Source organism: Bacteroides sp. OM08-11 (genome assembly GCF_003438665.1).
Classification (GTDB): Bacteria; Bacteroidota; Bacteroidia; order Bacteroidales; family Bacteroidaceae; genus Bacteroides; species Bacteroides cutis.
In genome coordinates this window covers 362,302-387,563 of record NZ_QSTJ01000004.1, presented here as the reverse complement: position 1 = coordinate 387,563, position 25,262 = coordinate 362,302, and the positions used below count along the sequence as shown (strand labels likewise).

General features: G+C 45.8%; 20 protein-coding genes and 1 pseudogene. 11 read left to right on the top strand and 10 right to left on the bottom strand.

The annotated features are described in order from the left end of the window. Positions 1-6 precede the first annotated feature (6 nt). The 4 genes from DXC10_RS10060 (at position 7) to DXC10_RS10045 (ending at position 2,803) form a co-directional block, all read left to right on the top strand. Positions 7-225 (top strand): winged helix-turn-helix domain-containing protein, encoded by a 219-nt coding sequence (locus DXC10_RS10060; protein WP_117737801.1) that lies wholly within the window; start codon positions 7-9, stop codon positions 223-225. A 176-nt stretch (positions 226-401) separates the two neighbouring features. Continuing rightward, complete coding sequence (locus tag DXC10_RS10055; protein ID WP_101544894.1) at positions 402-1,424, top strand: low specificity L-threonine aldolase; 1,023 nt, start codon at positions 402-404, stop codon at positions 1,422-1,424. A gap of 100 nt (positions 1,425-1,524) precedes the next feature. Then, on the top strand, positions 1,525-2,493 hold the full coding sequence (locus DXC10_RS10050; protein WP_117737800.1) for a J domain-containing protein: 969 nt from the start codon (positions 1,525-1,527) through the stop codon (positions 2,491-2,493). 16 nt (positions 2,494-2,509) lie between these two features. Beyond that, positions 2,510-2,803 (top strand): chaperone modulator CbpM, encoded by a 294-nt coding sequence (locus DXC10_RS10045; protein ID WP_101544898.1) that lies wholly within the window; start codon positions 2,510-2,512, stop codon positions 2,801-2,803. Positions 2,804-2,880: 77 nt separating this feature from the next. Here the strand turns inward: DXC10_RS10045 and DXC10_RS10040 are convergent, their stop codons facing one another. From DXC10_RS10040 to DXC10_RS10030, 3 genes are read right to left on the bottom strand one after another with little or no spacing between them, the layout of a single operon-like run. Next, entirely contained in the window at positions 2,881-4,587 is a 1,707-nt protein-coding gene (locus DXC10_RS10040) for an acyl-CoA dehydrogenase family protein (protein WP_117737799.1), read from the bottom strand. Between the two features lie 7 nt (positions 4,588-4,594). Beyond that, on the bottom strand, positions 4,595-5,614 hold the full coding sequence (locus DXC10_RS10035; RefSeq protein WP_117737798.1) for an electron transfer flavoprotein subunit alpha/FixB family protein: 1,020 nt from the start codon (positions 5,612-5,614) through the stop codon (positions 4,595-4,597). 4 nt (positions 5,615-5,618) lie between these two features. Next, positions 5,619-6,512: an electron transfer flavoprotein subunit beta/FixA family protein gene (locus DXC10_RS10030; protein ID WP_101544906.1), complete on the bottom strand. Its 894-nt coding sequence runs from the start codon at positions 6,510-6,512 to the stop codon at positions 5,619-5,621. A gap of 471 nt (positions 6,513-6,983) precedes the next feature. On the opposite strand from DXC10_RS10030, the gene DXC10_RS10025 reads away from it, so the two are divergent. From DXC10_RS10025 to DXC10_RS10015, 3 genes are all read left to right on the top strand, one after another. Continuing rightward, positions 6,984-7,907: a DUF362 domain-containing protein gene (locus DXC10_RS10025; RefSeq protein WP_233519910.1), complete on the top strand. Its 924-nt coding sequence runs from the start codon at positions 6,984-6,986 to the stop codon at positions 7,905-7,907. 16 nt (positions 7,908-7,923) lie between these two features. Beyond that, positions 7,924-8,421, top strand: coding sequence for a DUF1893 domain-containing protein (locus DXC10_RS10020; RefSeq protein WP_158557842.1), 498 nt, complete (start codon positions 7,924-7,926; stop codon positions 8,419-8,421). Between the two features lie 111 nt (positions 8,422-8,532). Then, on the top strand, positions 8,533-10,296 hold the full coding sequence (locus tag DXC10_RS10015) for a 1-deoxy-D-xylulose-5-phosphate synthase (RefSeq protein WP_117737797.1): 1,764 nt from the start codon (positions 8,533-8,535) through the stop codon (positions 10,294-10,296). A 187-nt stretch (positions 10,297-10,483) separates the two neighbouring features. Here DXC10_RS10015 and DXC10_RS16540 read toward each other — a convergent pair whose 3' ends face one another. The 3 genes and pseudogenes from DXC10_RS16540 to DXC10_RS10005 all read right to left on the bottom strand — a co-directional run bounded on the left by DXC10_RS16540 (position 10,484) and on the right by DXC10_RS10005 (position 14,540). Next, positions 10,484-11,878, bottom strand: a complete 1,395-nt coding sequence (locus DXC10_RS16540; RefSeq protein ID WP_233519908.1) for a hypothetical protein — start codon at positions 11,876-11,878, stop codon at positions 10,484-10,486. 612 nt (positions 11,879-12,490) lie between these two features. Continuing rightward, positions 12,491-12,874, bottom strand: a pseudogene (locus DXC10_RS16735) (PL29 family lyase N-terminal domain-containing protein); the annotation flags it as partial. Between the two features lie 466 nt (positions 12,875-13,340). Continuing rightward, positions 13,341-14,540, bottom strand: a complete 1,200-nt coding sequence (locus DXC10_RS10005; protein WP_117737816.1) for an aminopeptidase C — start codon at positions 14,538-14,540, stop codon at positions 13,341-13,343. 97 nt (positions 14,541-14,637) lie between these two features. Here DXC10_RS10005 and DXC10_RS10000 point away from each other — a divergent pair, with 97 nt between their 5' ends. After that, positions 14,638-15,486 (top strand): patatin family protein, encoded by an 849-nt coding sequence (locus DXC10_RS10000; RefSeq protein ID WP_187120677.1) that lies wholly within the window; start codon positions 14,638-14,640, stop codon positions 15,484-15,486. 22 nt (positions 15,487-15,508) lie between these two features. On the opposite strand, the gene DXC10_RS09995 is transcribed toward DXC10_RS10000, so the two are convergent. The 3 genes from DXC10_RS09995 to DXC10_RS09985 form a co-directional block, all read right to left on the bottom strand. Beyond that, positions 15,509-15,700: a hypothetical protein gene (locus tag DXC10_RS09995; RefSeq protein WP_101544919.1), complete on the bottom strand. Its 192-nt coding sequence runs from the start codon at positions 15,698-15,700 to the stop codon at positions 15,509-15,511. 93 nt (positions 15,701-15,793) lie between these two features. After that, positions 15,794-19,351, bottom strand: coding sequence for a pyruvate:ferredoxin (flavodoxin) oxidoreductase (gene nifJ / locus DXC10_RS09990; RefSeq protein ID WP_101544921.1), 3,558 nt, complete (start codon positions 19,349-19,351; stop codon positions 15,794-15,796). 39 nt (positions 19,352-19,390) lie between these two features. Beyond that, complete coding sequence (locus DXC10_RS09985; protein ID WP_101544923.1) at positions 19,391-20,569, bottom strand: ATP-binding protein; 1,179 nt, start codon at positions 20,567-20,569, stop codon at positions 19,391-19,393. A gap of 162 nt (positions 20,570-20,731) precedes the next feature. Here DXC10_RS09985 and DXC10_RS09980 point away from each other — a divergent pair, with 162 nt between their 5' ends. Next, on the top strand, positions 20,732-21,922 hold the full coding sequence (locus DXC10_RS09980; protein ID WP_101544925.1) for a hypothetical protein: 1,191 nt from the start codon (positions 20,732-20,734) through the stop codon (positions 21,920-21,922). An 85-nt stretch (positions 21,923-22,007) separates the two neighbouring features. On the opposite strand, the gene DXC10_RS09975 is transcribed toward DXC10_RS09980, so the two are convergent. Continuing rightward, positions 22,008-23,471: a glycoside hydrolase family 10 protein gene (locus DXC10_RS09975; RefSeq protein WP_117737814.1), complete on the bottom strand. Its 1,464-nt coding sequence runs from the start codon at positions 23,469-23,471 to the stop codon at positions 22,008-22,010. 126 nt (positions 23,472-23,597) lie between these two features. On the opposite strand from DXC10_RS09975, the gene DXC10_RS09970 reads away from it, so the two are divergent. Both DXC10_RS09970 and DXC10_RS09965 read left to right on the top strand, forming a co-directional pair. Further along, the gene (locus tag DXC10_RS09970; protein WP_117737795.1) at positions 23,598-25,028 is read left to right on the top strand and encodes a carbon starvation protein A; all 1,431 of its coding nucleotides are present in this window, start codon (positions 23,598-23,600) and stop codon (positions 25,026-25,028) included. Further along, positions 25,028-25,252, top strand: coding sequence for a hypothetical protein (locus tag DXC10_RS09965; protein WP_101544930.1), 225 nt, complete (start codon positions 25,028-25,030; stop codon positions 25,250-25,252). The genes DXC10_RS09970 and DXC10_RS09965 overlap by 1 nt, the downstream gene beginning before the upstream one ends. The last annotated feature ends 10 nt before the right edge of the window (positions 25,253-25,262 follow it).

The following is a 25,262-nucleotide window of genomic DNA, read 5'->3' as shown; positions in this document are numbered from 1 at the left end:
AGTAAAATGAACAAAGACGAAATTGGGCTGAATGCCGGTAAAATTTGGCAATTGCTCAGCGATTATGCCAAATGGAGTTATGGTACCTTGAAAAGAAAGTCCGGATTGAAGGACAAAGAATTGGGAGTAGCCATTGGTTGGCTTGCCCGTGAGAATAAGATTGAGCTTTATCAGGAAGATGATGAACTTTATGTCTCACTGGGAGTAAACGTATATATCGGATAAGGAGAACCGATTAAATTAAGTTTTGGAGAGACGCGGATTTTGCAATACGGAAGGAATTTTGGGTAGATTGTGAAATTTGTGTCTCTTTCTATAAAATCTGTATCTCTTTGTTTTCTCATGTTGTAGAATATTATTTCCTTTGTGTATCCTTTTTCAATAAAATAAAAAAAACGACAATGAGAAGTTTTGCATCAGACAATAATTCCGGCGTACATCCTTTGGTAATGGAGGCTTTGAACCGGGCAAATCAGGACCATGCTGTAGGTTATGGTGATGATCCTTGGACAGAAGAAGCTATCCGTAAAATCAAGGAAGTATTTACTTCCGATTGTGAGCCGTTGTTTGTATTCAATGGAACAGGCAGCAATGCAGTAGCCCTACAACTCTGTACGCGTCCTTTCAATTCCATTATATGTGCCGAGACTGCACATATTTATGTGGACGAGTGTGGCTCGCCTGCTCGCATGACAGGTTGTCAGATACGTCCTATAGTCACTTCTGATGGTAAACTTACTCCTGAATTAATTCGTCCTTATTTATGTCATTTCGGTGAGCAACATCATTCGCAACCGGGAGTTATTTATATCTCCCAATGTACTGAAATGGGTACTATCTATAAGCCAGAAGAACTTCGTGCTCTTACTGAACTGGCACATTTATATGGTATGTATGTCCATATGGATGGTGCTCGCTTGGCGAATGCTTGTGCAGCATTAAACCTTGGTCTTAAAGAGTTGACAGTGGATTGTGGAATTGATGTACTTAGTTTTGGAGGAACGAAGAACGGTTTGATGGTAGGTGAGAGCGTTATCGTCTTCAATCCGATTTTAAAGAAAGAAGCTTGTTTTATCCGTAAGCAGTCTGCTCAGCTTGCCTCTAAATTACGTTACTTGTCGTGTCAGTTTACTGCTTATTTGACAGATGAACTTTGGTTGAAGAATGCTTTACATGCCAATGTAATGGCGAAAGTACTGTATGATGGCTTGAAGAAATTACCCGGCGTTCGTTTTACGCAGTCGATGGAAAGTAACCAGTTGTTTCTTACCCTGCCTCGTCCTGCTATTGAACGATTATTCAAATCTTATTTCTTTTATTTTTGGAATGAGGAGGCAAATGAAATACGTTTTGTGACTTCTTTTGATACAACTCCCGAGGATATTGAACATTTATTGCAATCGGTAAGAGAAAGTTTATCGTAGTTCCTCGTTCAATTAATTATCGTTTACTTATTTTAGCACATCAAACTTTGGTTTGGTGTGTTATTTGTTTTTGTATATATAGAAACAAAACTTATAAACTATGGCTTATATTGATTATTATCAAGTTCTTGGAGTGGACAGAACGGCATCTCAGGATGACATCAAAAAGGCGTTCCGTAAATTGGCTCGCAAATATCATCCTGACTTGAACCCTAATGACTCTACGGCTAAGGATAAATTTCAGACCATCAACGAGGCAAACGAAGTGCTGAGTGATCCTGAAAAGCGGAAGAAATATGACGAATATGGTGAACATTGGAAACATGCTGATGAGTTTGAAGCACAAAAGAAGGCACGGCAACAAGCCGGTGCAAGAGGCTTCGGAGGATTTAGTGGAGGCGGTTTTGATGGAGCAGGTTTCGGTACGGATGGAAGTGGTACGTATTGGTACTCATCGGACGGGCAGGAATTCTCGGGTAGCAATGCCGAAGGTTTCTCTGACTTTTTTGAGCAGATGTTTGGACACAGAACTCGTGGTGGAGGTGGTGCAAATTCCGGTTTTCGAGGGCAAGACTTTAATGCAGAACTAAGCCTGTCACTTCGGGATGCTGCTCAAACCCATAAACAAATATTGACGGTGAACGGAAAAAAAGTCCGTATTACTATACCGGCAGGTGTGGCTAATGGGCAGGTCATCAAGTTGAAAGGTTATGGTGGTGAAGGTATTAACGGAGGACCTGCGGGAGACTTGTACATCACTTTTATGATTGCAGACGATCCTGTATTCAAACGTTTGGGCGACGATTTATATGTAGATGTGGATGTTGACCTTTATACGGCACTTCTGGGGGGTGAAAAGTTGGTGAATACGTTGGAAGGTCAAGTGAAGTTGAAGGTGAAACCTGAAACACAAGGTGGAACGAAAGTTCGTCTGAAAGGGAAGGGTTTCCCTATATATAAGAAAGAAGGACAGTTTGGTGATTTAATTGTGACCTATTCTGTGAAGTTGCCAACGAACCTGACGGAACAACAGAAAGAGATGTTCCGTAAAATTCAAAGTATGAACTAAAAAAGGAGAACGAGTTATGCAAAGCGAATTAATTATAATCAGTGAGTATTGTGACAAGTGCCACATAGAGCCCTCGTTCATTGAAATGCTGCAGGAAAGTGGTCTGATAGATATTCAGGCGGAGAATGGAGAACGTTATTTGTTGTTTTCCCAATTGCCGGATGTGGAACGCTACAGCCGCATGTATTATGATTTATCCATTAATATGGAAGGCATTGATGCCATCCATCATTTACTGGAACGTATGGAGGAAATGCAGCGTGAGATACACTCCTTACATAACAGGTTGAGGTTGTTTGAGGATTTCTGATTGAGAATAAATAGATAAAAAAACGTTCCATCTTTCAAAAGAAGGATGGAACGTTTTTTTGTGAGAGTATCTATTGTTTATTTACGATAGCTTTCCAGTTCTTCAGCTCTGAACTTACGGATAAAATTGAAGTGCTTTTCTATTTCTGCTTCTGCATAATTTACATAAACAAGAGCAGACTTAGAAAACAGTTCGGGAGCCTTTGTTGCATCTTGAATCAGTAAATGAGACATTACGCATACGGCAGCCATTTCGTAAAGACGGCGTGAAACGAAATCCAGCAGTTCTTGATTACCGCTTTCCTTTACGGCATTGTTGCAAGCATCGAACTTGTTGGTCATTTCTTTTATACGCTCCATCAACGGCTGCATTTCTGCGCTGCAAGATATTTGCTCATAATCACGTAAGGTGGCGGTATAAGAACCATTCGTTACATAGCGGATGGCGGCTACTGTCTGTAACTGGGTAGTACCTTCGTAAATACTCGTGATACGTGCATCACGGTAGATACGTTGGCATGCATATTCCAACATGAAACCGGAACCGCCATGTATTTGGATACTGTCGTATGCATTCTGATTGGCATATTCGGAGTTCATACCTTTAGCCAGCGGAGTGAAAGAGTCAGCCAGTTTGGCATATTTCTTTTGTTCCTGACGTTCTTCCGGGGTTAGTTTACGTTCGCGGGCAATATCATCCAGGGCTTTGTAAATGTCTACATAACGTGAGGTCTGGTATAGCAATGCACGACCGGCATCCAACTTGGCTTTCATGATAGCCAGCATGTCGTATACGGCTGGGAACTCAATGATTGCTTTACCGAACTGCTTACGGTCTTTTGCATATGCCAAACCTTCATTGTAGGCGGCCTGACTCAAACCAACCGACTGGGCGGCGATGCCTAAACGTGCACCGTTCATCAGTGCCATTACATATTTAATCAAACCGAGCTTACGGTCACCGCAGAGTTCAGCTTTGGCATTCTTATAAACCAGTTCGCAAGTAGGTGAACCGTGGATACCTAACTTGTTTTCAATACGGCGAACGTTTACACCACCTTCGCGTTTGTCATAGATGAACATGGAAAGACCACGGCCATCTTTTGTCCCTTCTTCAGAACGTGCCAATACGAGGTGCAAGTCAGCATCACCATTAGTGATGAAACGCTTTACACCGTTCAGACGCCAACAGTTGTTTTCTTCGTCGAAGGTAGCTTTCAACATAACACTTTGGAGGTCGGAACCTGCATCCGGTTCCGTCAAGTCCATAGACATGGTTTCTCCGGCACAAATACGCGGGATGAAACGGCTATGTTGGTCTTCGTTACCAAATTCATAAAGCGTTTCGATACAGTCTTGCAATGACCAGATATTACCAAAGCCGGCATCGGCTGCTGCAACGATTTCCGCACACATGGTGTACGGGGTAATCGGGAAGTTCAGCCCACCGAAACGGCGTGGCATGGTCATACCGTTCAATCCGGCTTTTACCATGGCATCGAGGTTCTGCTTTGTACCACTGGCATATTCTACACGGCCATTGGCACAGTGGGGACCTTCTTCGTCTACACCTTCTGCGTTGGGAGCTATAATCTCTCCGGTAATTTCACCGGTAATTTCCAGCACTTTGTCATAAGAGTCTATTGCGTCCGTATAGTCCTGCGGGGCATAGTCAAACTTATCTTTATCTGCATATCCGCGTTCTTTCAGTTCGCAGATGCGCTCCATCATCGGATTGTTTAAATGGAACTTGAGTTCCGGAATTTCTGTATAAAAATTAGCCATAGTTTCCTTACTTACTGTTCTGTTTGTAATACTTGATCATCTTCGGAATTACTTCTTCAACCGTACCATTGATTACGTAATCGGCAATAGTATTGATAGGAGCATTCTCGTCATTGTTGATAGAGATGATGATACCACTCTCTTGCATACCGGCAATGTGCTGAATTTGTCCGCTGATACCGCAAGCGATATAAAGTTTGGGACGAACCGTAACACCTGTCTGACCTATCTGGCGGTCGTGGTCTGCGAAGCCTGCATCAACAGCGGCGCGGCTGGCACCTACCTCGGCATGAAGTTCCTTAGCCAGTTCGAACAGCATATTGAACCCTTCCTTGCTCCCCATGCCGTAACCACCGGCAATGACGATAGGGGCACCTTTCAAATTGTGTTTGGCTTTTTCTACATGACGGTCAATGACTTTCACTACATAGTCTGTTTCGGGAACATACTTGGCAACGTCGTGTCTGATGACTTCACCTTTATAGTTGGCATCGAGAATTTCTTTCTTCATCACACCCTCGCGTACAGTCGCCATTTGCGGGCGATGTTCGGGATTTACAATCGTAGCCACGATGTTGCCACCGAATGCGGGACGGATTTGGTATAACAGGTTTTCATATACTTTACCTTCTTTCTTGTCTTCGTGTTCACCGATTTCAAGAGCCGTACAGTCGGCGGTCAATCCACTGGTCAGTGCCGAAGAAACGCGCGGACCGAGGTCGCGGCCGATAACAGTGGCGCCCATCAGGCAGATTTGCGGTTTTTCTTCCTTAAACAGGTTGATGAGTACAGAAGAGTGGGGAAGAGAAGTATAGGGGAATAGACCCGGAGCGTCGAAAACATGGAGTTTGTCAACGCCGAAAGGGATTACTTGTTTTTCAATACCTGCCAGATTACTTCCGGCAGCCACAGCTTCCAGCTGGCAACCCAACTGATTAGCTAATTTACGACCTTTGGTCAGGAGTTCGAGACTGACATCGGCAACTGTAGTACCTTCTATCTCTAAATATACAAATACATTATTCATAATCTTATCCTATCGTGTGGTTAGCTAACAGTTCAACAATCAAATCTTCTACATCCCGGTCGCTGCCTGTCAGTGTCTTGCTTTCTTTGGCTTGGAATGAAATATTCTGAATGGTTTTTACCTTGGTAGGCGAACCGCTCAGACCACATTGAGGAAGGTCACCGTTTACGTCGGCTACACTCCATTCCGTAATGTTCAGATAAGGATATTTCTCATAAAGTTCTGCATAAGCCAGTGCGGCGCCTTCTTTGGTGATGGCGGCTTTTTCTTGTGCACCGAGGGCACGTTTGTATTTCTGTACCAGTTTGGCATTGCGCGGACGGCAAGGAGCGGCACTTCCGTTAACGGTAATAACGATAGGCAGAGGAGCCTCTACTGTTTCTACGCCACCGTCAATATGACGTTTCACGGTAATCTTTTTGGAGGCTTCGTCTACATTCAGAATTTCTTCCGCGTATGTAACCTGTGTCAACCCCAATTTCTCGGCAACCTGCGGACCTACCTGTGCCGTGTCACCATCGATAGCCTGGCGGCCACCGATGATAATATCATAATCACCGATTTTCTTGATGGCAGTGGCGAGAGCATACGAGGTAGCCAACGTATCTGCACCGGCAAAGGCGCGGTCGGTCAACAGATAACCGTTATCGGCGCCACGATAAAGTCCTTCACGAATAATTTCGGCTGCGCGTCCCGGTCCCATGGTCAGGATCGTCACGGTAGAACCCGGATGTTCATCTTTCAGTCGGAGAGCTTGCTCAAGGGCGTTCAGGTCTTCGGGGTTGAAGATGGCAGGGAGTGCCGCACGGTTAATGGTTCCGTCGGCTTTCATGGCATCTTTCCCGACATTACGTGTGTCGGGAACTTGTTTTGCCAATACAACAATTTTCAAACTCATGCTATATAATTATTAGTATTAGTATTTCGTCAGGTCAGTGCCGGGAATAGGAGTAGTAGAATCTTGCTACTGAAATTATCCGGTTAACTATCAGCGTGCAAATTTACGCAAAGAGTTGGGTTTGACAAGAAAAAGGGATGAAAAATGCACAAGTTGAGGGATTTTGCGCAAAGAGGAAGGGGTACACTGGTTTTCTTCACGGTGACTGATAAATGTTTGTAAGTAAGAAGTAATCTATCGATATAGAGTTTATTTGCCATCCTGTAATATTGGTAAAAATTACCGTAATATATCTACCGACAGGCATTGGAAATCCCGGTACTTTTGCAAACGATTTCAATCGTAAATAGCAACTATATAACAAAAAGAAAAATAATAATTATGATTATGAGAAAGTTTTTAGTCTTTTCTACAATGCTTGCTTGCGTCAGCTTATCGGCTTGCGGAGGCAAAAAGAATGGGAATACGGAAATGGCTGCCGACTCAGTTTCAATTTCCGAAACAGTTATTCCCAAAGTATATATGACAAGGGAAATCACACCCGAAGCGTTGGTAAAGGTTTATGAAGCGCTGGGACGTCCCGCCGAAGGACGTGTTGCTGTGAAAATCAGTACCGGGGAACCGGGAGGACACAATTTCCTGCAACCTGCTCTTATCAAGAATTTGGTACAGAAAGTAAAAGGAACGATTGTAGAGTGCAACACGGCATACGGAGGTAAACGTTCCACTACCGCCGAACATCTTCAGGCGGCACGCGATCACGGTTTCTTTGAAATTGCCGATGTTGACATCATGGATTCCGAGGGTGAAATCAACATTCCGGTCAAGGATACAACACATATCAAATATGACATTGTAGGTTCACACATCAGCAACTATGATTTTATGATTAATCTGGCGCACTTCAAGGGGCACGCCATGGGTGGTTTCGGTGGAGTACTCAAGAACCAGTCCATCGGGGTAGCTTCTGCCAACGGAAAAGCCTATATCCATACAGCGGGTAAAACCACGAAACCGGGTGAACTTTGGGGAAATCTGCCCGAACAAGACCATTTTCTTGAGTCCATGGCGGCTGCTGCCCAAGCTGTACATGATTACTTCGGAGACAAAATCCTATATATAAATGTAATGAACAACCTTTCCATCGACTGTGACTGCGATGCCCACCCGCACGCTCCTGAAATGAAAGATATCGGTATTCTTGCCTCTACAGATCCCGTAGCACTCGATCAGGCTTGTCTCGACCTCGTTTTCAACGTAAAGCCCACCGAGGGAGACAATAATCAGCCATTGATAAATCGCATTAAAGAACTTCATGGAACGCATACTGTGGAGTATGCGGCAGCGATAGGTTTAGGAAGTATGGAGTATGAATTGGTGTCAATTGATGATTAAAAAGAATGGTTATACAATGAAACGGATATATAAATATGTATGGCTCCTTGTCCTTCCCTTTTTATGCACTACCGGACTGATGGCGCAATCAAAGGTGGAAGAAGCCAGAAAACTGATTCAGGATGGCAAGGCCGAGTGTATATTGATAAAGAATGATACCATTTACGGACAGGAGCGAGGACATGGTGTCAGTCCGCTATTGGTGATGTACGATGAGCATAGGGAGGCGATGTCCGATGCAGTCTTGGTAGATAAAGTCATAGGGCGTGCGGCGGCTGCCATAGCCATTTGTGGCAAGGTGAAGCATGTACATGGCGAACTGATGAGTGAAGATGCTATAGAGTTTCTGAACAAAAACGGTATCACGACGAGCTACACGATACTGGTTCACCGGATATTGAACCGGAAAAGAGATGGCCTTTGTCCTTTGGAACAATCGGTAGAAGGTGTGGAGGATGCCGCAAGTGCTCTTGTGGCATTACGCAAACGGATAGAGACATTACAAAAACAATAGATGAAAAAGATGGAGTATCTGTTCAAAACGAACAAGATATCCAAACAAAAGTAGAATTCGGACATTAATATTAATAACCCGGAATTGAAAAATAACTTAAAACCATAAAGTATGTATATTGAAAGAATAAATAACCCTGCTGACTTGAAGACGCTTCAAGTTGATGAGCTGGAAACATTGAGCGGAGAAGTCCGCCGAATATTATTGGACAAACTGAGCGCACATGGCGGACATGTAGGTCCCAACTTGGGAATGGTAGAAGCTACGGTAGCTTTGCATTATGTGTTCTCTTCGCCTATCGATAAGATTGTTTATGACGTTTCGCACCAGAGTTATGCACATAAAATATTGACCGGACGTAAAGAAGCCTTTATTAATGCTGCTAAGTACGATGACGTATCGGGATATACCGAACCGTCGGAAAGCGAACATGATTTCTTTGTCATCGGTCATACGTCGACCTCTGTCAGCCTTGCCACCGGACTTGCCAAGGCGCGTGACCTGAAAGGAGAGCGGGGGAACGTGATTGCCGTCATCGGTGATGGTTCCCTGAGCGGAGGTGAGGCATTCGAAGGGTTGAATGTGGGAGCCGAGTTGGGTTCGAATCTCATTGTCATTGTCAACGATAACCAGATGTCCATTGCCGAGAACCACGGCGGACTTTACCGCAACCTGCAGCTGCTGCGCCGGACAGACGGACAAGCTCCCTGCAACTATTTCAAGGCGATGGGTTACGACTATTTCTATGTGAAAGACGGTAATGACGTGAAGCAACTGCTGGAAGCCTTCCGTCGGGTGAAGGATATAGACCATCCCGTCGTGGTGCATATCAATACCTTGAAGGGTAAGGGATACCGTCTGGCAGAGGAGCAGCAAGAACGTTTTCATTACAGTATTCCGTTTAACCTTGAAACCGGAAATCCGACCGTAGGTTTGGATGAGGAAGAAGATTATGCCGACCTCACTGCCACCTATCTTTTGCAAGAAATGAAGAAAGACCCGGCTCTGGTAGGCATTACAGCGGGTACGCCTACCGTGTTTGGCTTCACGGCCGAACGGCGCAAAGAAGCTGGCAAACAGTTTTTGGATATGGGTATCGCCGAAGAACAGGCGGTCGCCATGTCTTCCGCCATTGCCGCAGGAGGTGGAAAACCTGTGTTCGGGGTTTACAGTACCTTCATCCAGCGTGCCTACGACCAGTTGTCGCAAGATCTTTGTATCAACAATAATCCCGCGTTGATACTTGTTTTCTGGGGAAGTTTGTCGAGCATGAACGACGTCACTCACCTTTGTCTCTTTGATATCCCTGTTATCGGCAATATCCCTAATATGGTTTATCTGGCACCCACCTGCCGCGAAGAGTATCTGGCGATGTTGGAGTGGGGAATTCGCCAGACGGAACATCCGGTTGCCATCCGTGTACCTGCCAATGGGGTTATCCGCAGGAATATCGAGCCGGAAAAAGATTACGGTAGGATATTGAACCGTTACGAGGTGTCGCACCGCGGTAGCAAGGTGGCTGTATTGGGGCTTGGTTCCTTCTACCAGTTGGGCGAGGCGGTGGTTGCCCGTCTCAAGGAGGAGAACGGCATTGATGCCACACTTATCAATCCCCGTTACATTACCGGGGTGGATGAGGCTTTGCTCAATGACCTGAAACGTGACCATACACTGGTCATCACTCTTGAAGACGGCGTACTGGACGGTGGTTTCGGGGAGAAGATTGCCCGCTACTATGGAGCTTCGGATATGAAGGTGTTGAATTATGGTGTGAAGAAGGAGTTCATGGATCGTTATAAGGTGAGTGAACAACTGAAAAAGAACCGTCTGACGGTTCCACAGATTGTGGAGGACATTTGTCACTTCGTGTCTTGATAGAAAGGAGAATACCCAATGAACGTCGGCTTCTGCAAAGGGATAAAAATCAACCTTGCAGAAGCCGGCGTTATGAATGTTTATCCCGGAGGATTTTCGTTTTGATCTTCACGCTGTCATGGATGAAACCGCTTTCCGGGTGTTCATCCGTTTTTTGCTCCGTGGCGATCCGTTTTCCGCAGCCCGGTTATGGGGTGGTGACGGCTTTGAGCACGAGCGGTGTCCGGGCGCCGGTGGCTGCGTCGGAATTGGCTTCGTACTTATAGTTGCACTTCAGGGAGGTGTCCGTTTGATTGGCGTTCCATGTGTCGATGGCGGCGTTCATGGTGGCGAGGGCGTTGTCGGCGCCGCTGCCTGCCGTCCATTGCACGGTGCTGCCGTCTACTTTTACAGGGGGATTACTGCTGTCGTTGTCGTAGCCAATCGCGTTGAGGGACGAACCGCCCGGGATGCCCCAGTAGCAGGTGGATTGCTCTCCGCCGTCGCGTGATCCGATGGCACCTCCCAAAGAGGCTCCCGAGGGACCGTTGACGTTGCCTGTGCTGTAGCAAGCGGTGATATCTTTTTGGGTAGTGCCTACGATGCCGCCTGCGTAGCTGCTGCCGGTAGTCGCCACGTTGCCGGTGTTGTAGCAGGCGATGAGGCTTCCGTACATATAACTTCCGGTGATACCGCCTACCGTATATTTTCCTGTAATGTCTCCTGTATTGATGCATCCGGAGATGATATCACCTTTTGTCTCTGCTGTAATGCCGCCGACGCATCCAATTCCCGTCACATTTCCTGTGTTGGTACATCCGGTGATGGTATTATTGTTTTTTCCCGAAATACCTCCTGCATATCCATCGTTAGCATCACTTTCGCCTTCCGATAGTATGGTTGCCGAATTGGTACAGTTGATGATGATACCTTCATCGTAATTACTTCCCGTTATGCCGCCTATCGGGGAGCTATAATTACCGGTAGCTGTTATCTTTGCTTCGTTGTGGCAGTCGATGATGGTTCCGTCATTCTCTCCGGTGATGCCGCCTGCATAGCCTGCATCTTCTCCTTCTTCTGTAGCAGAATTCGCTAATACAATACATTGGTTGGTACATCCGCTGATAGTTCCTCTGTTGCCTGCCGCGATACCGCTTATGTATTTATATCCCGATACTTCCCCCTTCAGGGTAAAGTTCTTCACCGTGGCGTTTGGCCCGATATAGCTGAACAGGGCTTGGGCGTTTTTTCCTTTCGATACTCCGTTGATGTATAGCCCGCTGATGGTGTGTCCGTCGCCATCGAAGGTGCCTTCAAAGCTTGCGTAAATATCATTATCATAATCGGCATATCCTATCGGTGTCCAGTCAATCCCCGCGCCGTCATTCAAATCCTTGCCACATACATCGGCAAGGTCGATGTCCCGCGTCATTTTGAAGTGGCTGCCCTCATAGTTTTGTTTCGCGTTCACTATTGTAGCAAGCCCTTTTAGTGCTTGTGCAGTGGCCAGCAGGTAAGGTTCTGCCGCCGTGCCCTTTCCCTCGAACGCGAATTTCACCGGGAGCGTGTAGCTGCGGCTGAAGTCTTTGTTGTCCGTCAGCATCACTACCAGCGTTGCCGAGAGGGTGGTGTAGGTACTGGATAGGGTGATGGTTTTCGTTGCGCGGTCTGCTTTTGCCGTCCATCCTTCGCCATCCGCCATCAGTGCGCTCACGGTCAGGTCGTTTTGCATTACACTGGCGTCGCTGCCGGTCAGGGTATAAGTCAGCACGTTGCCCTGTATCACGTTCAGCGGTTGCGTCAGGTCGAGGGCGGTGGCGGAGCCTTGCAAGGTCAGGGTGATGCCTATGCCTTTATAGAGGGGGATGCGCAGGGTGGGGTTGTCTGCGGGGTCGTCCGGCGTGTTGTCCGCCAGGGTGAAGGTGACGTAGTCCGTACTGGTGGTATAGTCCACGCCGTTCTTGGCGAAGAGGACGTCACCGTCTGCACCGTCTGTTCCGTTGATGCGATACCACGTCACTTTGTTGTCTACGCTCAGGTACCAGGCATCGTCGTTCTTTGCTCCGCCGTCGGTCTTGATGGTGATGCCTGTGGGCAGGCTGCTGCCCAGAAGTATCTGCGGGGCGGGGGCGGAAGTGCCCGGTTCTCCTTGCTCTCCCTGTGTGCCGTTGGCCTGTATGGCATTTCCCGCTTCGTCTTTCAGCGGTTCGCCGTTCAGCGTCCAGTACCAGTTGCCGTCCGCTTGCTGCGCGACGCTGATTTTGGGGGTGCTTCCCGCTTCGCCCTTTTCGCCTTGCGCGCCGCTTTCTCCTTTTTCACCGTTATAAATGGTGATGGGGGCGGTGTGCAGGAACTGGATGGTGTAGCCCACCTGTACGCCGCTTTGGGTGACGGGCGTGACGCCGGTGATGTAGTCCGTGGTACTGAGCAGTTGTTGCAGGGAGGCAAGGTTGCTGTTCACCTCTTCCTGCCACTTTTCGAGCGCCTTGATGCGGTCGGCGTTGCTGTTGATTTTCTTCCACAGGTCGGTGTGGTCGCAGTTGCACCCGGCAAGGAGTATTGCCGTGAGTGCCGTTAATAGATAACTCTTCAATCTCATAGTAGTATAAAATATTGATTAATTGATTACGGTGCCTGGTGTTCCTAAGCTATTGTTGGCAGGAGGGATACTACGATTGCCGCCCGTAGAGTAGGCTTGTGGCTTACTTTACGGGCGGAAACTTCGCTCGCAGCACGGGACTGCAAGTATTGTAAGGTTAATAATGTTTACAAATGCGGGGGGGGGGTAAAAGCTCTTTTCCGGCTGCAAGGCAGTGGGAGAGGAATATATACGCCGGTGTAGTTTGTTTTGTTGCGTGAGTGGCTCATTACGGCAATTTTTAGAATTATTAAAATACAAAGTTAAGTATTATAAAGAAGCGGCAATGCTTTTCGGAGTATTTTTTTTCGGAAATTTTATTTATTCATTACGTTCCGGCCGGTGATATAAATAAAACCGAAGCATTTCTTCTCTTGATATCGGGAGAAGAGATGCTTCGGTAAGTACTGCTCTTTATGTCAGGTCTTTATTTCAAGCCCAGTTTTTTCTTTATATCTTTAGGCAGCGCGTCTTTGTGTACAACGATGTTCATCGTTTTGTAGCGTGCAAACGCTTTGGAGGCATACCACAGTCCTTCATACTTGCCGGCTTTGCCCCAGGAATTCTTTACCATGTAGTATTCGTTACCTGCCTGGTCCTTAGCTATACCATAAATCAGCATACCGTGGTCGTCGGTTGTTTCCCAGTTGTCGTAACCCTCTTGGCGTTCTTCTTGGGTACACCATTTCTGTGGTTGAGGTTTGCTGTTCAACTTCTTCTCTTCGGGTTTCATTTTCAGCCAGTGTGCCATGTCCGAACCGCTCAACTCCTGTACTTTTTCTGCATCGGGCATCACGGCTATACCGTCGCGGGTAAAGCCTTGTTCGCTTACGTCGGCACCCCAGGCAATGGTGTAGCCGTTGTTGATTGCATTGTCAAATACCTGCATCAGCTCGTCAATGGGCAGGTTATAGGAAAGTCCCCAACGCCAGTTGTCTTGAATTTCCAGTACGAACGGCTGATAGAACGGATGGTGGGTATAAGAAGTCAGTGAGATATAATCATCGGCGTTCAGTCCGGTAGATTCATAGAAAGATTGCGGGGTATATTCTTTACCTTGATAGGTAAACTTCTCGGGACGTTGACCCAGGTAGATGTCATGGATGGCGGTAACGGCCTTTTTCCAAAGCGGGTTTTTATCTTTGTCGGTCTGCAAGCTACGGAGTTTTCCTTTGGCGATGGCTGCCACTACGGCATCGGCCACGGCAGACAGCTCGGTGTGGTTGCTCAGGGTATCACCATACATTACTCCCGGACGCATTTCCTCTTCGGGTACCAGCCCGAAAGTTTTCATGCCGTATATCACGTCGTAGAATGAACCGCCTTGAGAGAAGGAAATGTCGCCGTGTGTGCGTACTGCCTTGTCGGCACGGTCCAGGTAAGTATTGTGTACGATATACATTTCGGACAAATCATACTCTCCCTTGCCCATACGGAGCAGCTCGGACTCGATGAACGCCAGCCCGGAGTAGCACCAGCATGTACCGGCACGATTCTGGTTCTTGATGGAGGTGATAGGATTTTCTTTGACGGTTGTAAAGACAAATCCCTCTTCTTTCGGAGTGTCTTGAGCTGTTGTGTGCAGGCTCAACAATCCCATTGCGACAATTAATATCGATTTTTTCATCATGATTAAAATATTTTTGATTTATTAGTTGTGACCGCAAATATAGGCAGAATATCGTAAACAAAAGCTATCTTTGGGGCGTTAATTCCCACACTGTATGATGAAAACTATACAAATAGACAATTTGAGCGGACTTGTTCTTGAAGGCGGCGGTATGCGTGGCGTCTTCACTTGTGGTGTGCTGGACAATTTTATGGATCGGGGTGTCCGGTTTCCTTATACCATTGGTGTAAGTGCCGGAGCATGTAACGGACTTTCGTATCTGTCCGGCCAGCGTGGACGTGCCAAATACAGTAATATAGATTTGTTGGAGAAGTATAATTACATAGGTCTGAAGTATCTTCTGAAGAAACGGAACATCATGGATTTTGACTTGCTGTTTCGGAAGTTTCCCGAACATATTTTGCCCTATGATTATGAAGCTTATTTCAATTGTCCCGAACGTTACGTTATAGTGACTACCAATTGCCTGACCGGTGAAGCAAATTATTTTGAGGAAAAACGAAATAAAGATCGTGTGATTGATATTGTCCGGGCTTCGAGTAGTTTGCCGTTTGTTTGCCCCATTGTCTATGTAGATGGCATTCCTATGCTGGATGGGGGGATTGTAGACAGTATTCCCCTGATGCGTGCCCGGCAGGATGGTTATACCCGTAATGTTGTAGTACTGACCCGTAACCGTGGTTACCGGAAGGACATCCAGGGAACTAAAGTACCCCCTTTTATTTATCGCCAATATCCCCGTTTGCGTGCAGCCATCAATATGCGTAGCCGTGTCTATAATGCGCAGCTGGATTTGGTGGAACGCATGGAGGATGCAGGTGAGATCACCGTGATCCGGCCGCAAAAACCGGTTATTGTAGACCGTATTGAGCGGGATATCCGCAAGCTGACCGATCTTTACGAAGAGGGGTATGCCTGTGCGGCGGAATTCCAAATCTGTTGATAATGTCTAACTATATAGGACACTATTTCAGCATTTGCGGCAAATTCTCTTTGCCCCAGAAGTAATACACGGCCAAGCCTATCCAGCTGGTTAAGATTATGAGTATGATTGCTACTATTTTTTTCTCGGCAGCAATATCTTTCCATTGCCACATTTCCATGGCTGCTTTGATTGTCAGTATTACACCGATAATCCAAATGATAAATCCTATCATAACATTCGTTGTTTTTGTTTCTCAAAACAAATAAAGGCTGTATCCGGTTCACGGAACAGCCTCTATTTTAGTTTATTATTTCAGAATTTAAAATTATTCGGAAACTTCAGCGCCCCAATTTTCTTTAGACAGACGCTTATAGCTATTATAACGCCATTTAGCGTTCTCTTCAGCAGCCTTGAACAGTTCATCAGCTTCCTGTGGATATTGTTTCATTACAGAAGCATAACGAACCTCACCTTTCAAGAAGTCTTGGAAGCCGCTCCAATCCGGCTCTTTGCTATCCAGCGTGAACGGATTCTTGCCTTCTGCTTCCAAAGCCGGGTTATAACGCCACAAGTGCCAATAGCCACATTTAACAGCCTTTTCTTCCTCAGCTTGGCTCTTACCCATACCTTGTTTCAAACCGTGGTTGATACAGGGGGCGTAAGCGATGATGAGTGACGGACCGGGATAAGCTTCTGCTTCACGGATAGCTTTCAATGTCTGAGCTTGGTCAGCACCCATTGCAATCTGGGCAACGTATACATAACCGTAAGTAGTAGCCATCAAACCGAGGTCTTTCTTACGTACACGCTTACCGGCAGCAGCAAACTTAGCGATAGCACCTACCGGAGTAGCCTTAGAAGATTGACCGCCTGTGTTAGAATAAACTTCAGTATCCAGAACCAAGATGTTGACGTCCTTACCACTGGCAATTACATGGTCGAGACCACCGTAACCGATATCGTAAGAAGCACCGTCACCACCGATGATCCACTGGCTGCGTTTAACAAGATATTGAGACAATTCGGAGATTTGCTTGCAATGGTTGCATTTGTCCTTACCTGCTTCAACCAAAGGAATGATCTTTTCAGCTAATTCCTTGGTCTTATCGGCATCGTACATGTTTTCGATCCATTCGCTGAACAGAGTTTTTGCTTCTGCCGGAGTACAATCGGCTGCGATAGCCTCTTGCATAACTTTCACGATACGTGCACGCATTTTTTCATTAGCAAGCTCCATACCTAAACCAAATTCGCAGAAGTCTTCAAACAAAGAGTTTGCCCATGCAGGACCATGACCCTTTTCGTTCTTTGTATAAGGAGTAGAAGGTACTGAACCAGAGTAGATAGAAGAACATCCAGTAGCGTTAGCAACCATTTCACGGTCACCGAACAATTGAGAAATCAATTTTACATACGGAGTCTCACCACAACCTGAGCAGGCACCGGAGAATTCAAACAACGGAGTAGCGAACTGAGAATTCTTCACGTTAGCTTTAATGTCAACCAGATGTTGTTTGCTCTTTACATTCTCTACGCAGTAAGTCCAGTTGGCAGCTTCAGCCAATTGGCTTTCAAGATGCTTCATGGTCAAAGCCTTACCGCCTTTCTTCGGATTACCCGGACAAACATCGGCACAGTTACCGCAGCCCAAACAGTCAAGAACGTCTACTTGCATACGGAATGTCATGCCATCGAATGCTTTACCAACAGCTTTCAACTGAGTGAAGTTAGCGCCTTTTTGTTCTTCAGCATCGAGTACAAACGGACGGATAGAAGCGTGAGGACAAACGTAAGCACATTTGTTACATTGGATACAGTTCTCCGGATTCCATTCTGGAACGAAAGCTGCTACACCACGTTTTTCATATTTTGCAGTTCCCTGATACCAAGTACCGTCTTCGATACCCTTGAATGCAGATACTTTCAACAAGTCACCGTCTTGTGCATTAATAGGACGAACTACTTCGTTGATGAATGCCGGATCGTTGTTTTCAGCTTTGGCGTCGTCACTCAGGTTAGCCCAAGCCGGATCAACAGTCAAAGTCTTGTATTCACCACCACGGTCTACGGCAGCATAGTTCTTGTTGACTACGTCTTCACCCTTCTTTCCGTAAGACTTAACGATGAATTTCTTCATCTGCTCAACAGCTTGTTCTACAGGGATTACGCCTGTGATACGGAAAAATGCAGATTGGAGGATTGTATTGGTACGGTTACCCAAACCGATTTCCTGTGCAATCTGAGTTGCGTTGATATAGTAAACAGAGATATTATTCTGTGCAAAGTATTTCTTCACTTTGTTAGGCAGATTCTTAGCCAACTCTTCGCCTTCCCAGATAGTGTTTAGCAAGAACGAACCATTCTTACGCAAACCACGGGTTACGTCATACATGTGCAGGTAAGCCTGAACATGGCATGCCACGAAGTTCGGAGTGTTTACCAGATATGTAGAACGAATCGGAGTATCACCGAAACGCAAGTGAGAACAAGTGAAACCACCTGATTTTTTGGAGTCGTATGAGAAGTAAGCCTGGCAGTGCTTGTCGGTATTGTCACCGATAATCTTCACTGAGTTCTTGTTGGCACCTACCGTACCGTCAGCACCCAGACCGTAGAACTTAGCTTCGAACATACCTTCACCACCCAATGCGATTTCTTCTTCCTGGGGCAGAGAAGTGAAAGTAACGTCATCTACGATACCGATAGTGAAGTGGTTTTTAGGCATCGGCATAGCCAAATTCTTGTAAACGGCGATGATTTGGGCAGGAGTCGTATCCTTAGAACCCAAACCGTAACGACCGCCTACGATAACCGGAGCATCTGCTGCACCGTAGAAGCAGTCTTTTACGTCAAGATATAAAGGCTCACCGTTGGCACCCGGTTCTTTCGTACGGTCAAGTACGGCAATCTTCTTGGCTGTCTTAGGTACAGCAGCGAGGAAGTGCTTAGCGGAGAATGGGCGGTACAAGTGAACTGCAACCAAACCAACCTTTTCACCATTAGCTACAAGGTAGTCGATAGCCTCACGGGCAGCTTCTGTTACAGAACCCATAGCGATGATGACACGTTCTGCGTCTTCTGCGCCATAGTAGTCGAACAAACCGTATTTACGACCTGTAATTTTAGAAATCTCATTCATATATTCTTCTACAATAGCTGGTACTGCTTCATAGAAGTTGTTACATGATTCGCGGTGCTGGAAGAAATGGTCAGGATTTTCGGCCATACCGCGAGCAACAGGATTCATCGGATTCAATGCGCGGGCACGGAATTCAGCCAAAGCTTCCTGATCAATCAGCGGAGCGAGATCTTCATTTTCCAACATTTCGATCTTTTGGATTTCATGAGAAGTGCGGAAACCGTCAAAGAAGTTGACGAACGGTACGCGACTCTTAATAGTAGCCAGATGGGCTACACCTGCCAAGTCCATAACTTCTTGTACAGAACCTTCTGCCAACATGGCAAAACCGGTCTGACGTGTGGACATTACATCTTGGTGGTCACCGAAGATACATAGTGCGTGACTTGCCAGCGTACGCGCAGATACATGGAATACACAAGGCAGGAATTCACCGGCAATCTTGTACATGTTAGGGATCATCAGCAACAAACCTTGTGAAGCAGTGTACGTAGTAGTCAACGCGCCCGCCTGCAGAGAACCGTGAACAGCGCCGGCTGCACCAGCTTCAGACTGCATTTCCTGTACCAATACTGTTTCGCCGAAGATGTTTTTGCGACCTGCGGCAGCCCATTCGTCTACGTATTCAGCCATCGTAGAAGAGGGAGTGATGGGGTAGATAGCAGCTACTTCAGAGAACATATACGAGATATGCGCAGCAGCCTGGTTACCATCACAAGTAATGAATTTCTTCTGTTTAGTCATAACTAAATTGAATTTATTAAATAAAAAAATCTCTCGAATTTAATATAGAAAACCAAACAACCAGAGTGGAATTTGATTTCCCCGGCCTATCTCCGCTTTATGCAGTGCATAGGTCACTCCCGGATTGTTTTTTATTTTTATTCCTTCTGGACAAATTTTGAAAGGCATCACTTCATCCACCATAAAGGAAATGTTCTTGTCACCCTTGTTCACCTTATGATCTTTCCACAAAGTATTTACAAAGAATGTATCCAGCACATCCTGCTCTTCCACTTTTACGGGATAGATGGAGTACATCAGATTGGAGTTGTGCATCATTATTTTGGATGGTTTCTTGGGGAATTCTTCACCCTTCGGATAGACCATATTAATGAGCCGCGCGTCTGCCAAATACTTGATATAGTTCATCACCGTAGCGCGGGAAGTCTGTATATCGTTTGCCAATTGGCTTACGTTCGGAGCTTTCGGCCCATCTACGGCAAGCAAATATAACAATTTCTTTATTTTTGAGAGGTATTTCAGCTCAATTTGTTTAATGAGTAAGATATCTACCTCTACCATCATGTTCATTGTCTTCAATAAATTTTCCGAGAAATTACGCTTTTCAAGAAAGAAGGGGTAGAACCCGTGATGCATATAATCTTGCAAATATTCCAAAGGACGTACTTTCGAGAGGATACCTTTAGCTATCTGTTCGTGGTTGCTTAATATCTCCTCCAAAGAGTAAGCGTGGAATTTCATGCCTGTCTGCAAGTTCAGATATTCGCGGAAAGAGAAACCACGCAGATTATAGCTCTTCACAATATCGCGTAATTCCAGATTTTCCTCTTTCAACCGCATTACCGACGAACCGGTAAATACAATTTTAAGATTCGGAAAACGATCGTAACACAGACGTAACTCCTTGCTCCAGTCAGGATGCTTGAAAACTTGATCTATCAACAAAACCTTTCCGCCACGACGCTGGAATTCATAGGCGAAATCCACAATACTGTGCCCGGAAAAATAGAAATTATTCATGTTGATGAAGAGACAAGAACGGTCAGTACCGAATTTCTCTTTGGCATATTGCAATAAGAAAGTAGTTTTACCTACGCCTCGAGTACCTTTGATACCGATGAGCCGGTCATTCCAGTCAATCTCATCCATGAGGTCACGACGGACAGGGGCATTCGTATGCTCTACCAGATAAGCGTGTGTTCGGTAAAATGCTTCCATGCTTTTAAATTCGGTTTATCGGGCGACAAATATACACCTTTTTTATAGATTTGCAAAGTAGAGATAGCAAAATATATTTTTCATAGTTAAGTTTTATATATTTTGTATCCTGTCCTTTTTCTCTGTAAGTTTGTAGTCTTTAATGATAACGAACTCTAATTAATGAAACTATATCTTTTCAATCCCGATTCCGATCTTGCGTTGGCCAGTAACGAAGAAAACTACATGGCTCCGGCATCTGCCCGCCGCATGATACAAGATTTGGCATTACTGCCGATGTGGTATGCCCAGCCCGGCAGTGCGGTATTGGCACCTTCTGCTTATAATATGGATTTCCTGAAACGAATGAAAGAATATTTTCCGTTGCAGGTACAACTGGTCACGGAACCTGAGTTGCCCGATTATACCGAGGCGCAGATTATGCCGTGGGGATGGAACCCTGCTCTGCGCAAGTATCTACTGAAAGGAGGAGTATTGGAACGGAAACTTCCCACCTTGCGGTTTCTTGCAGAATACCGGTTGCTCTCTTCCCGTCTTCAATGTATCTGGCTGACAGAAATCGTAAGGCGCAATTATCCCGAATATACTTGCGGCAGGCATTATCTTATCGAGACGATGGTAAGTTGCAGGGAGGTGGTAAAAGAAATGCATACTTGTCTGTTTAAAGCTCCTTGGTCCGGTAGCGGCAAAGGTTTGAATTGGTGCCGTTGTGGTTTCACCAAGAACTTGTCCGATTGGTGCGAACGGGTTATAAAAGAGCAAGGGTATCTTGTGGCAGAACCTATATATGATAAGGTGGAGGATTTTGCCATCGAATTTTATTCCGACGGGTATGGAAAAGTTCTTTTTGCGGGTTACTCCTTGTTTTCCACCAACGGACGAGGTGCCTATGCAGGTAATGTCCTCGTTTCGGATAAGTGGGTGGAGGAGTGGATCGAGCAATATATTCCCCTCACGGAATTGATACGTATCCGCGAATGCTTGCAAAGTAACTTGGCAACCGCTTATGGTGATTTTTATACCGGTTATTTGGGTGTAGACATGATGGTATGCCGCAGGAATAGCGGACGCAGGTACGTCATTTATCCTTGTGTTGAAATAAATATGCGAATGAATATGGGGGTTGTCTCCCGCCTTTTCTACGATAACTTCGTGTTACCCGGTAATACAGGGCGTTTCAATATCGAATATTTCCCTACCAATGAAGCGTTACGGGCACAACACGAACAGGACATGCGCGAATTCCCGATGGTAGTGGAAGCTGGTAAACTGGTTTCCGGATATCTGCCATTGGTACCAATCACCCCAAAGAGCCGTTATCGGGCATTTGTGGAGGTAATGGCGCGAATGTAGATAGTCTAAAAGGTTTGCCATTATAAGCGCCGGGTTTCTCTGTCGTGATGGAAACCGGTTCCACTCACGGAGGAAGCGGTAGAACTCATTGGATGGCTTCACTTTCGTTTCCGCATCTGTCTATGGCCGTTACCGCAAAATATTTTTTGGCAGTCCAAGGCCGTATCGGGGCGTATATATATTCGGTACCTGCTACCCGCTGCGCTAAAATATTCTCAGGATTGGAAGTATCTACGGGATAGGTGTCCGAACCATAGACAACGTAAAACGGTGCATTTCGTTTATCATTGTCGGTAGAAGGTTGCCAGCGTAAAAGGGTATACCCTTCGGATTGCTTTTCCACACTGAGATGAGTGGGGGAAGTGGGAGGGATGTTGTCAATCCACGGCATGGCAGGTTGCAGGGCGGGGGCAGCATAATAATTTTCTTCCAGAATGTCGTAGATCTCTTGCGTATTATTCATCAGGTATTTTACGCGGTAGTGACCTTCTCCAGCCAGTCTGTGGGCACGGATAAAATGAATCTGGCGCTCTATTTCGTCTACTGTCCAGTTGCCTTCGGCAGGATCAAGGAAATAGATGCCGAGACCGGGGATAATGTGCCGGTTATTGTTCTGTTCCTGCCAGTCGAGGGCGAAGGGATAGAAACCGTTACCACGGAAGTACATCATGGGATAAATTTGGTCTTGGATACCTTCACCAAGCCAACCTTGTACATCCTGATAGACAGTATTGAAAGAATTCCAGCCACGGGAAGAGTAACGAGAGGTGTCACGATATTTACCAACGGGACAGGTACTGACCTTCACCCAAGGCTTCAGCGCTTTTACGCCTTTGTAGATGTATCGGACAATGTCGGTGATGTTGTCTCTCCGCCATTGGGCAAGGCTGCGGCCGTTACTACGCTTTTTATAGTCATAACTGTCCGGGAAACGTGAGGCGTTTTCGGGATAACGAAGGTAGTCGAAGTGTACACCATCCACATCGTAACGTTCAACCACCTCACGGACGAGGCTCATTAGATATTCTTTTGTTTGCGGATGGCCGGGATTGAGGAAATATTCACGTTTATAAGGTACACAAATGGCAGGTTTACGTTTGGTGACGGATTGTTTGCCAAGAGCGGCCACATGCTTACGGTTACCTAAAGGGATGGTTACCATCCAGGCGTGACATTCCAATCCTCGTTTATGGCATTCGGTTACGGCGAAAGCGAGAGGGTCGTAACCGGGATTACCTCCTGTTGTTCCTGTCAATATCGGGTTATAGGGTTCGATAGCGGATTTATATAGAACATCGCCACGGGTACGGGTCTGAAACAGTACCGTATTGAAGTTGGCGGCTTTCAACTTGTCGAGGATTTCAATCAGCTCGTCTTGTTGTTTGCGGATGGAAGCGGGAGAGGTGGCACGGGTTTGTGGCCAGTCAAGCCCATAAACGGCGGTGACCCAGGCAGCGCGGACTTCGTGTTTGGGAGGCTGGGCGACAAGAGATGATAGGGGTAATAATAGTACACATATATATATAAGTGGAATACAGATACGTTTCATGGATAGTCTTCCTTTTTTCTTTATTTCTGTTATATTTAGCGGCGAAGTTAAGCAAAACACTTGATAATTTTGTGATGTTTGCTTGGAAACTGTTACATTTGCGTGCATTAAAAAGACTAACACGCCATGATTACATTTACGCTTTGCCTGTTGACATTAATTGCGGGCTACTTCATTTATGGACATCTTATCGAACGCGTCTTTGGTCCTGACGACCGTAAAACTCCTGCTCTGACTAAGGCCGATGGAGTGGACTACATGCCTCTGCCTACCTGGAAAATATTTATGATACAGTTCCTTAATATCGCCGGAGTCGGCCCTATATTCGGTGCCATTATGGGAGCTATGTTCGGAACGGCTTCTTACCTTTGGATTGTATTTGGTTCTATTTTTGCGGGAGCGGTACACGATTATCTGGGAGGTATGCTTTCTCTCCGTCATGGTGGAGAGAGTCTTCCCGAAATTATCGGACGTTATCTGGGGTTGCCCACCAAACAAGTGATGCGCGGTTTCACTGTTATTTTGATGATGTTGGTGGGTGCGGTTTTTGTGGCTTCTCCAGCGGGATTACTTGCCAAATTAACTCCGGGTGCTTTGGATAACACATTCTGGATAATAGTTATATTTGTTTATTATATAATGGCTACATTACTTCCCGTTGATAAAATCATCGGTAAGGTTTATCCATTGTTTGCCATAGCCTTGATATTTATGGCGGTAGGAATACTGGTGATGCTTTATGTATATCATCCTGCACTGCCCGAAATATGGGACGGATTACAGAATACGCATCCGAAAGCAGCTTCCAATCCTATCTTCCCGATGATGTTTATCACGATTGCTTGTGGGGCCATTTCTGGTTTCCATGCTACGCAAAGTCCGCTGATGGCACGTTGCATGACCAGTGAACGTTATGGACGTCCTATCTTCTACGGTGCTATGATTACAGAAGGTATCGTAGCTCTTATATGGGCAACTGTCGCAACTTATTTCTTCCATAAGGAGGGGATGGGAATAACCGATGCGTCGATAGTGGTATTTGATATCAGTAAGGGATGGTTGGGGACATTCGGTGGTGTACTTGCCATATTGGGTGTAGTGGCTGCACCGATTACCAGCGGAGATACGGCATTTCGTTCGGCACGTCTCATTGTAGCTGACTTTCTGGGATTAGAACAAAAGTCAATGCGGAGACGTTTGTATATTTGTATTCCGATGTTTGCTGTAGCAGTGGGATTGTTACTCTATAATTTGCGTGATTCGGATGGCTTTCAAACGATATGGCGCTATTTTGCATGGGCCAATCAGACATTGTCCGTTTTTACATTGTGGGCTATTACGGTATATCTTGTGCGTGAGAGAAAGGGACATTATTTTTATGTAACTTATTTACCGGCTCTTTTTATGACGGCTGTTTGTACGACGTATATCTGCGTTGCTCCCGAAGGATTTGGCATGCAACTGCATGTTGCTCCTTTTGTCGCTATCTTTGCAGCATTGGTAGCCGCTATTTGGTTTAAGATTTGGTATTTTAAAACGACTAAAAAACTTTGGTAATGAAGAAGATTAAGAAATCAACCGGCCTGACTTTAGCTTTACTTATCTATGTTACTGCAACCGCTGCCTACTTCTTGCCCCGTAATACGGAAATCAGCAATACGGAGAAATATGTGACTGTAGCTGTATCGTACGTAATTGTATTGGTACTGTGGTTGGTACTCCGTAAAAAGGAAGATTTGCAACGAAAGCGTTGTGAGGAGGATAAAAATAGAATGAAATGATAATTATTTA

What these genes read in the sequence shown, in the direction of transcription:
- DXC10_RS10060 (WP_117737801.1), top strand. Translation starts at nt 7, where the DNA reads ATGAACAAAGACGAAATTGGGCTGAATGCCGGTAAAATTTGGCAATTG.
- DXC10_RS10055 (WP_101544894.1), top strand. Translation starts at nt 402, where the DNA reads ATGAGAAGTTTTGCATCAGACAATAATTCCGGCGTACATCCTTTGGTA.
- DXC10_RS10050 (WP_117737800.1), top strand. Translation starts at nt 1,525, where the DNA reads ATGGCTTATATTGATTATTATCAAGTTCTTGGAGTGGACAGAACGGCA.
- DXC10_RS10045 (WP_101544898.1), top strand. Translation starts at nt 2,510, where the DNA reads ATGCAAAGCGAATTAATTATAATCAGTGAGTATTGTGACAAGTGCCAC.
- DXC10_RS10040 (WP_117737799.1), bottom strand. Translation starts at nt 4,587, where the DNA reads ATGGCTAATTTTTATACAGAAATTCCGGAACTCAAGTTCCATTTAAAC.
- DXC10_RS10035 (WP_117737798.1), bottom strand. Translation starts at nt 5,614, where the DNA reads ATGAATAATGTATTTGTATATTTAGAGATAGAAGGTACTACAGTTGCC.
- DXC10_RS10030 (WP_101544906.1), bottom strand. Translation starts at nt 6,512, where the DNA reads ATGAGTTTGAAAATTGTTGTATTGGCAAAACAAGTTCCCGACACACGT.
- DXC10_RS10025 (WP_233519910.1), top strand. Translation starts at nt 6,984, where the DNA reads ATGGCTGCCGACTCAGTTTCAATTTCCGAAACAGTTATTCCCAAAGTA.
- DXC10_RS10020 (WP_158557842.1), top strand. Translation starts at nt 7,924, where the DNA reads ATGAAACGGATATATAAATATGTATGGCTCCTTGTCCTTCCCTTTTTA.
- DXC10_RS10015 (WP_117737797.1), top strand. Translation starts at nt 8,533, where the DNA reads ATGTATATTGAAAGAATAAATAACCCTGCTGACTTGAAGACGCTTCAA.
- DXC10_RS16540 (WP_233519908.1), bottom strand. Translation starts at nt 11,878, where the DNA reads ATGCTGACGGACAACAAAGACTTCAGCCGCAGCTACACGCTCCCGGTG.
- DXC10_RS10005 (WP_117737816.1), bottom strand. Translation starts at nt 14,540, where the DNA reads ATGAAAAAATCGATATTAATTGTCGCAATGGGATTGTTGAGCCTGCAC.
- DXC10_RS10000 (WP_187120677.1), top strand. Translation starts at nt 14,638, where the DNA reads ATGATGAAAACTATACAAATAGACAATTTGAGCGGACTTGTTCTTGAA.
- DXC10_RS09995 (WP_101544919.1), bottom strand. Translation starts at nt 15,700, where the DNA reads ATGATAGGATTTATCATTTGGATTATCGGTGTAATACTGACAATCAAA.
- nifJ (WP_101544921.1), bottom strand. Translation starts at nt 19,351, where the DNA reads ATGACTAAACAGAAGAAATTCATTACTTGTGATGGTAACCAGGCTGCT.
- DXC10_RS09985 (WP_101544923.1), bottom strand. Translation starts at nt 20,569, where the DNA reads ATGGAAGCATTTTACCGAACACACGCTTATCTGGTAGAGCATACGAAT.
- DXC10_RS09980 (WP_101544925.1), top strand. Translation starts at nt 20,732, where the DNA reads ATGAAACTATATCTTTTCAATCCCGATTCCGATCTTGCGTTGGCCAGT.
- DXC10_RS09975 (WP_117737814.1), bottom strand. Translation starts at nt 23,471, where the DNA reads ATGAAACGTATCTGTATTCCACTTATATATATATGTGTACTATTATTA.
- DXC10_RS09970 (WP_117737795.1), top strand. Translation starts at nt 23,598, where the DNA reads ATGATTACATTTACGCTTTGCCTGTTGACATTAATTGCGGGCTACTTC.
- DXC10_RS09965 (WP_101544930.1), top strand. Translation starts at nt 25,028, where the DNA reads ATGAAGAAGATTAAGAAATCAACCGGCCTGACTTTAGCTTTACTTATC.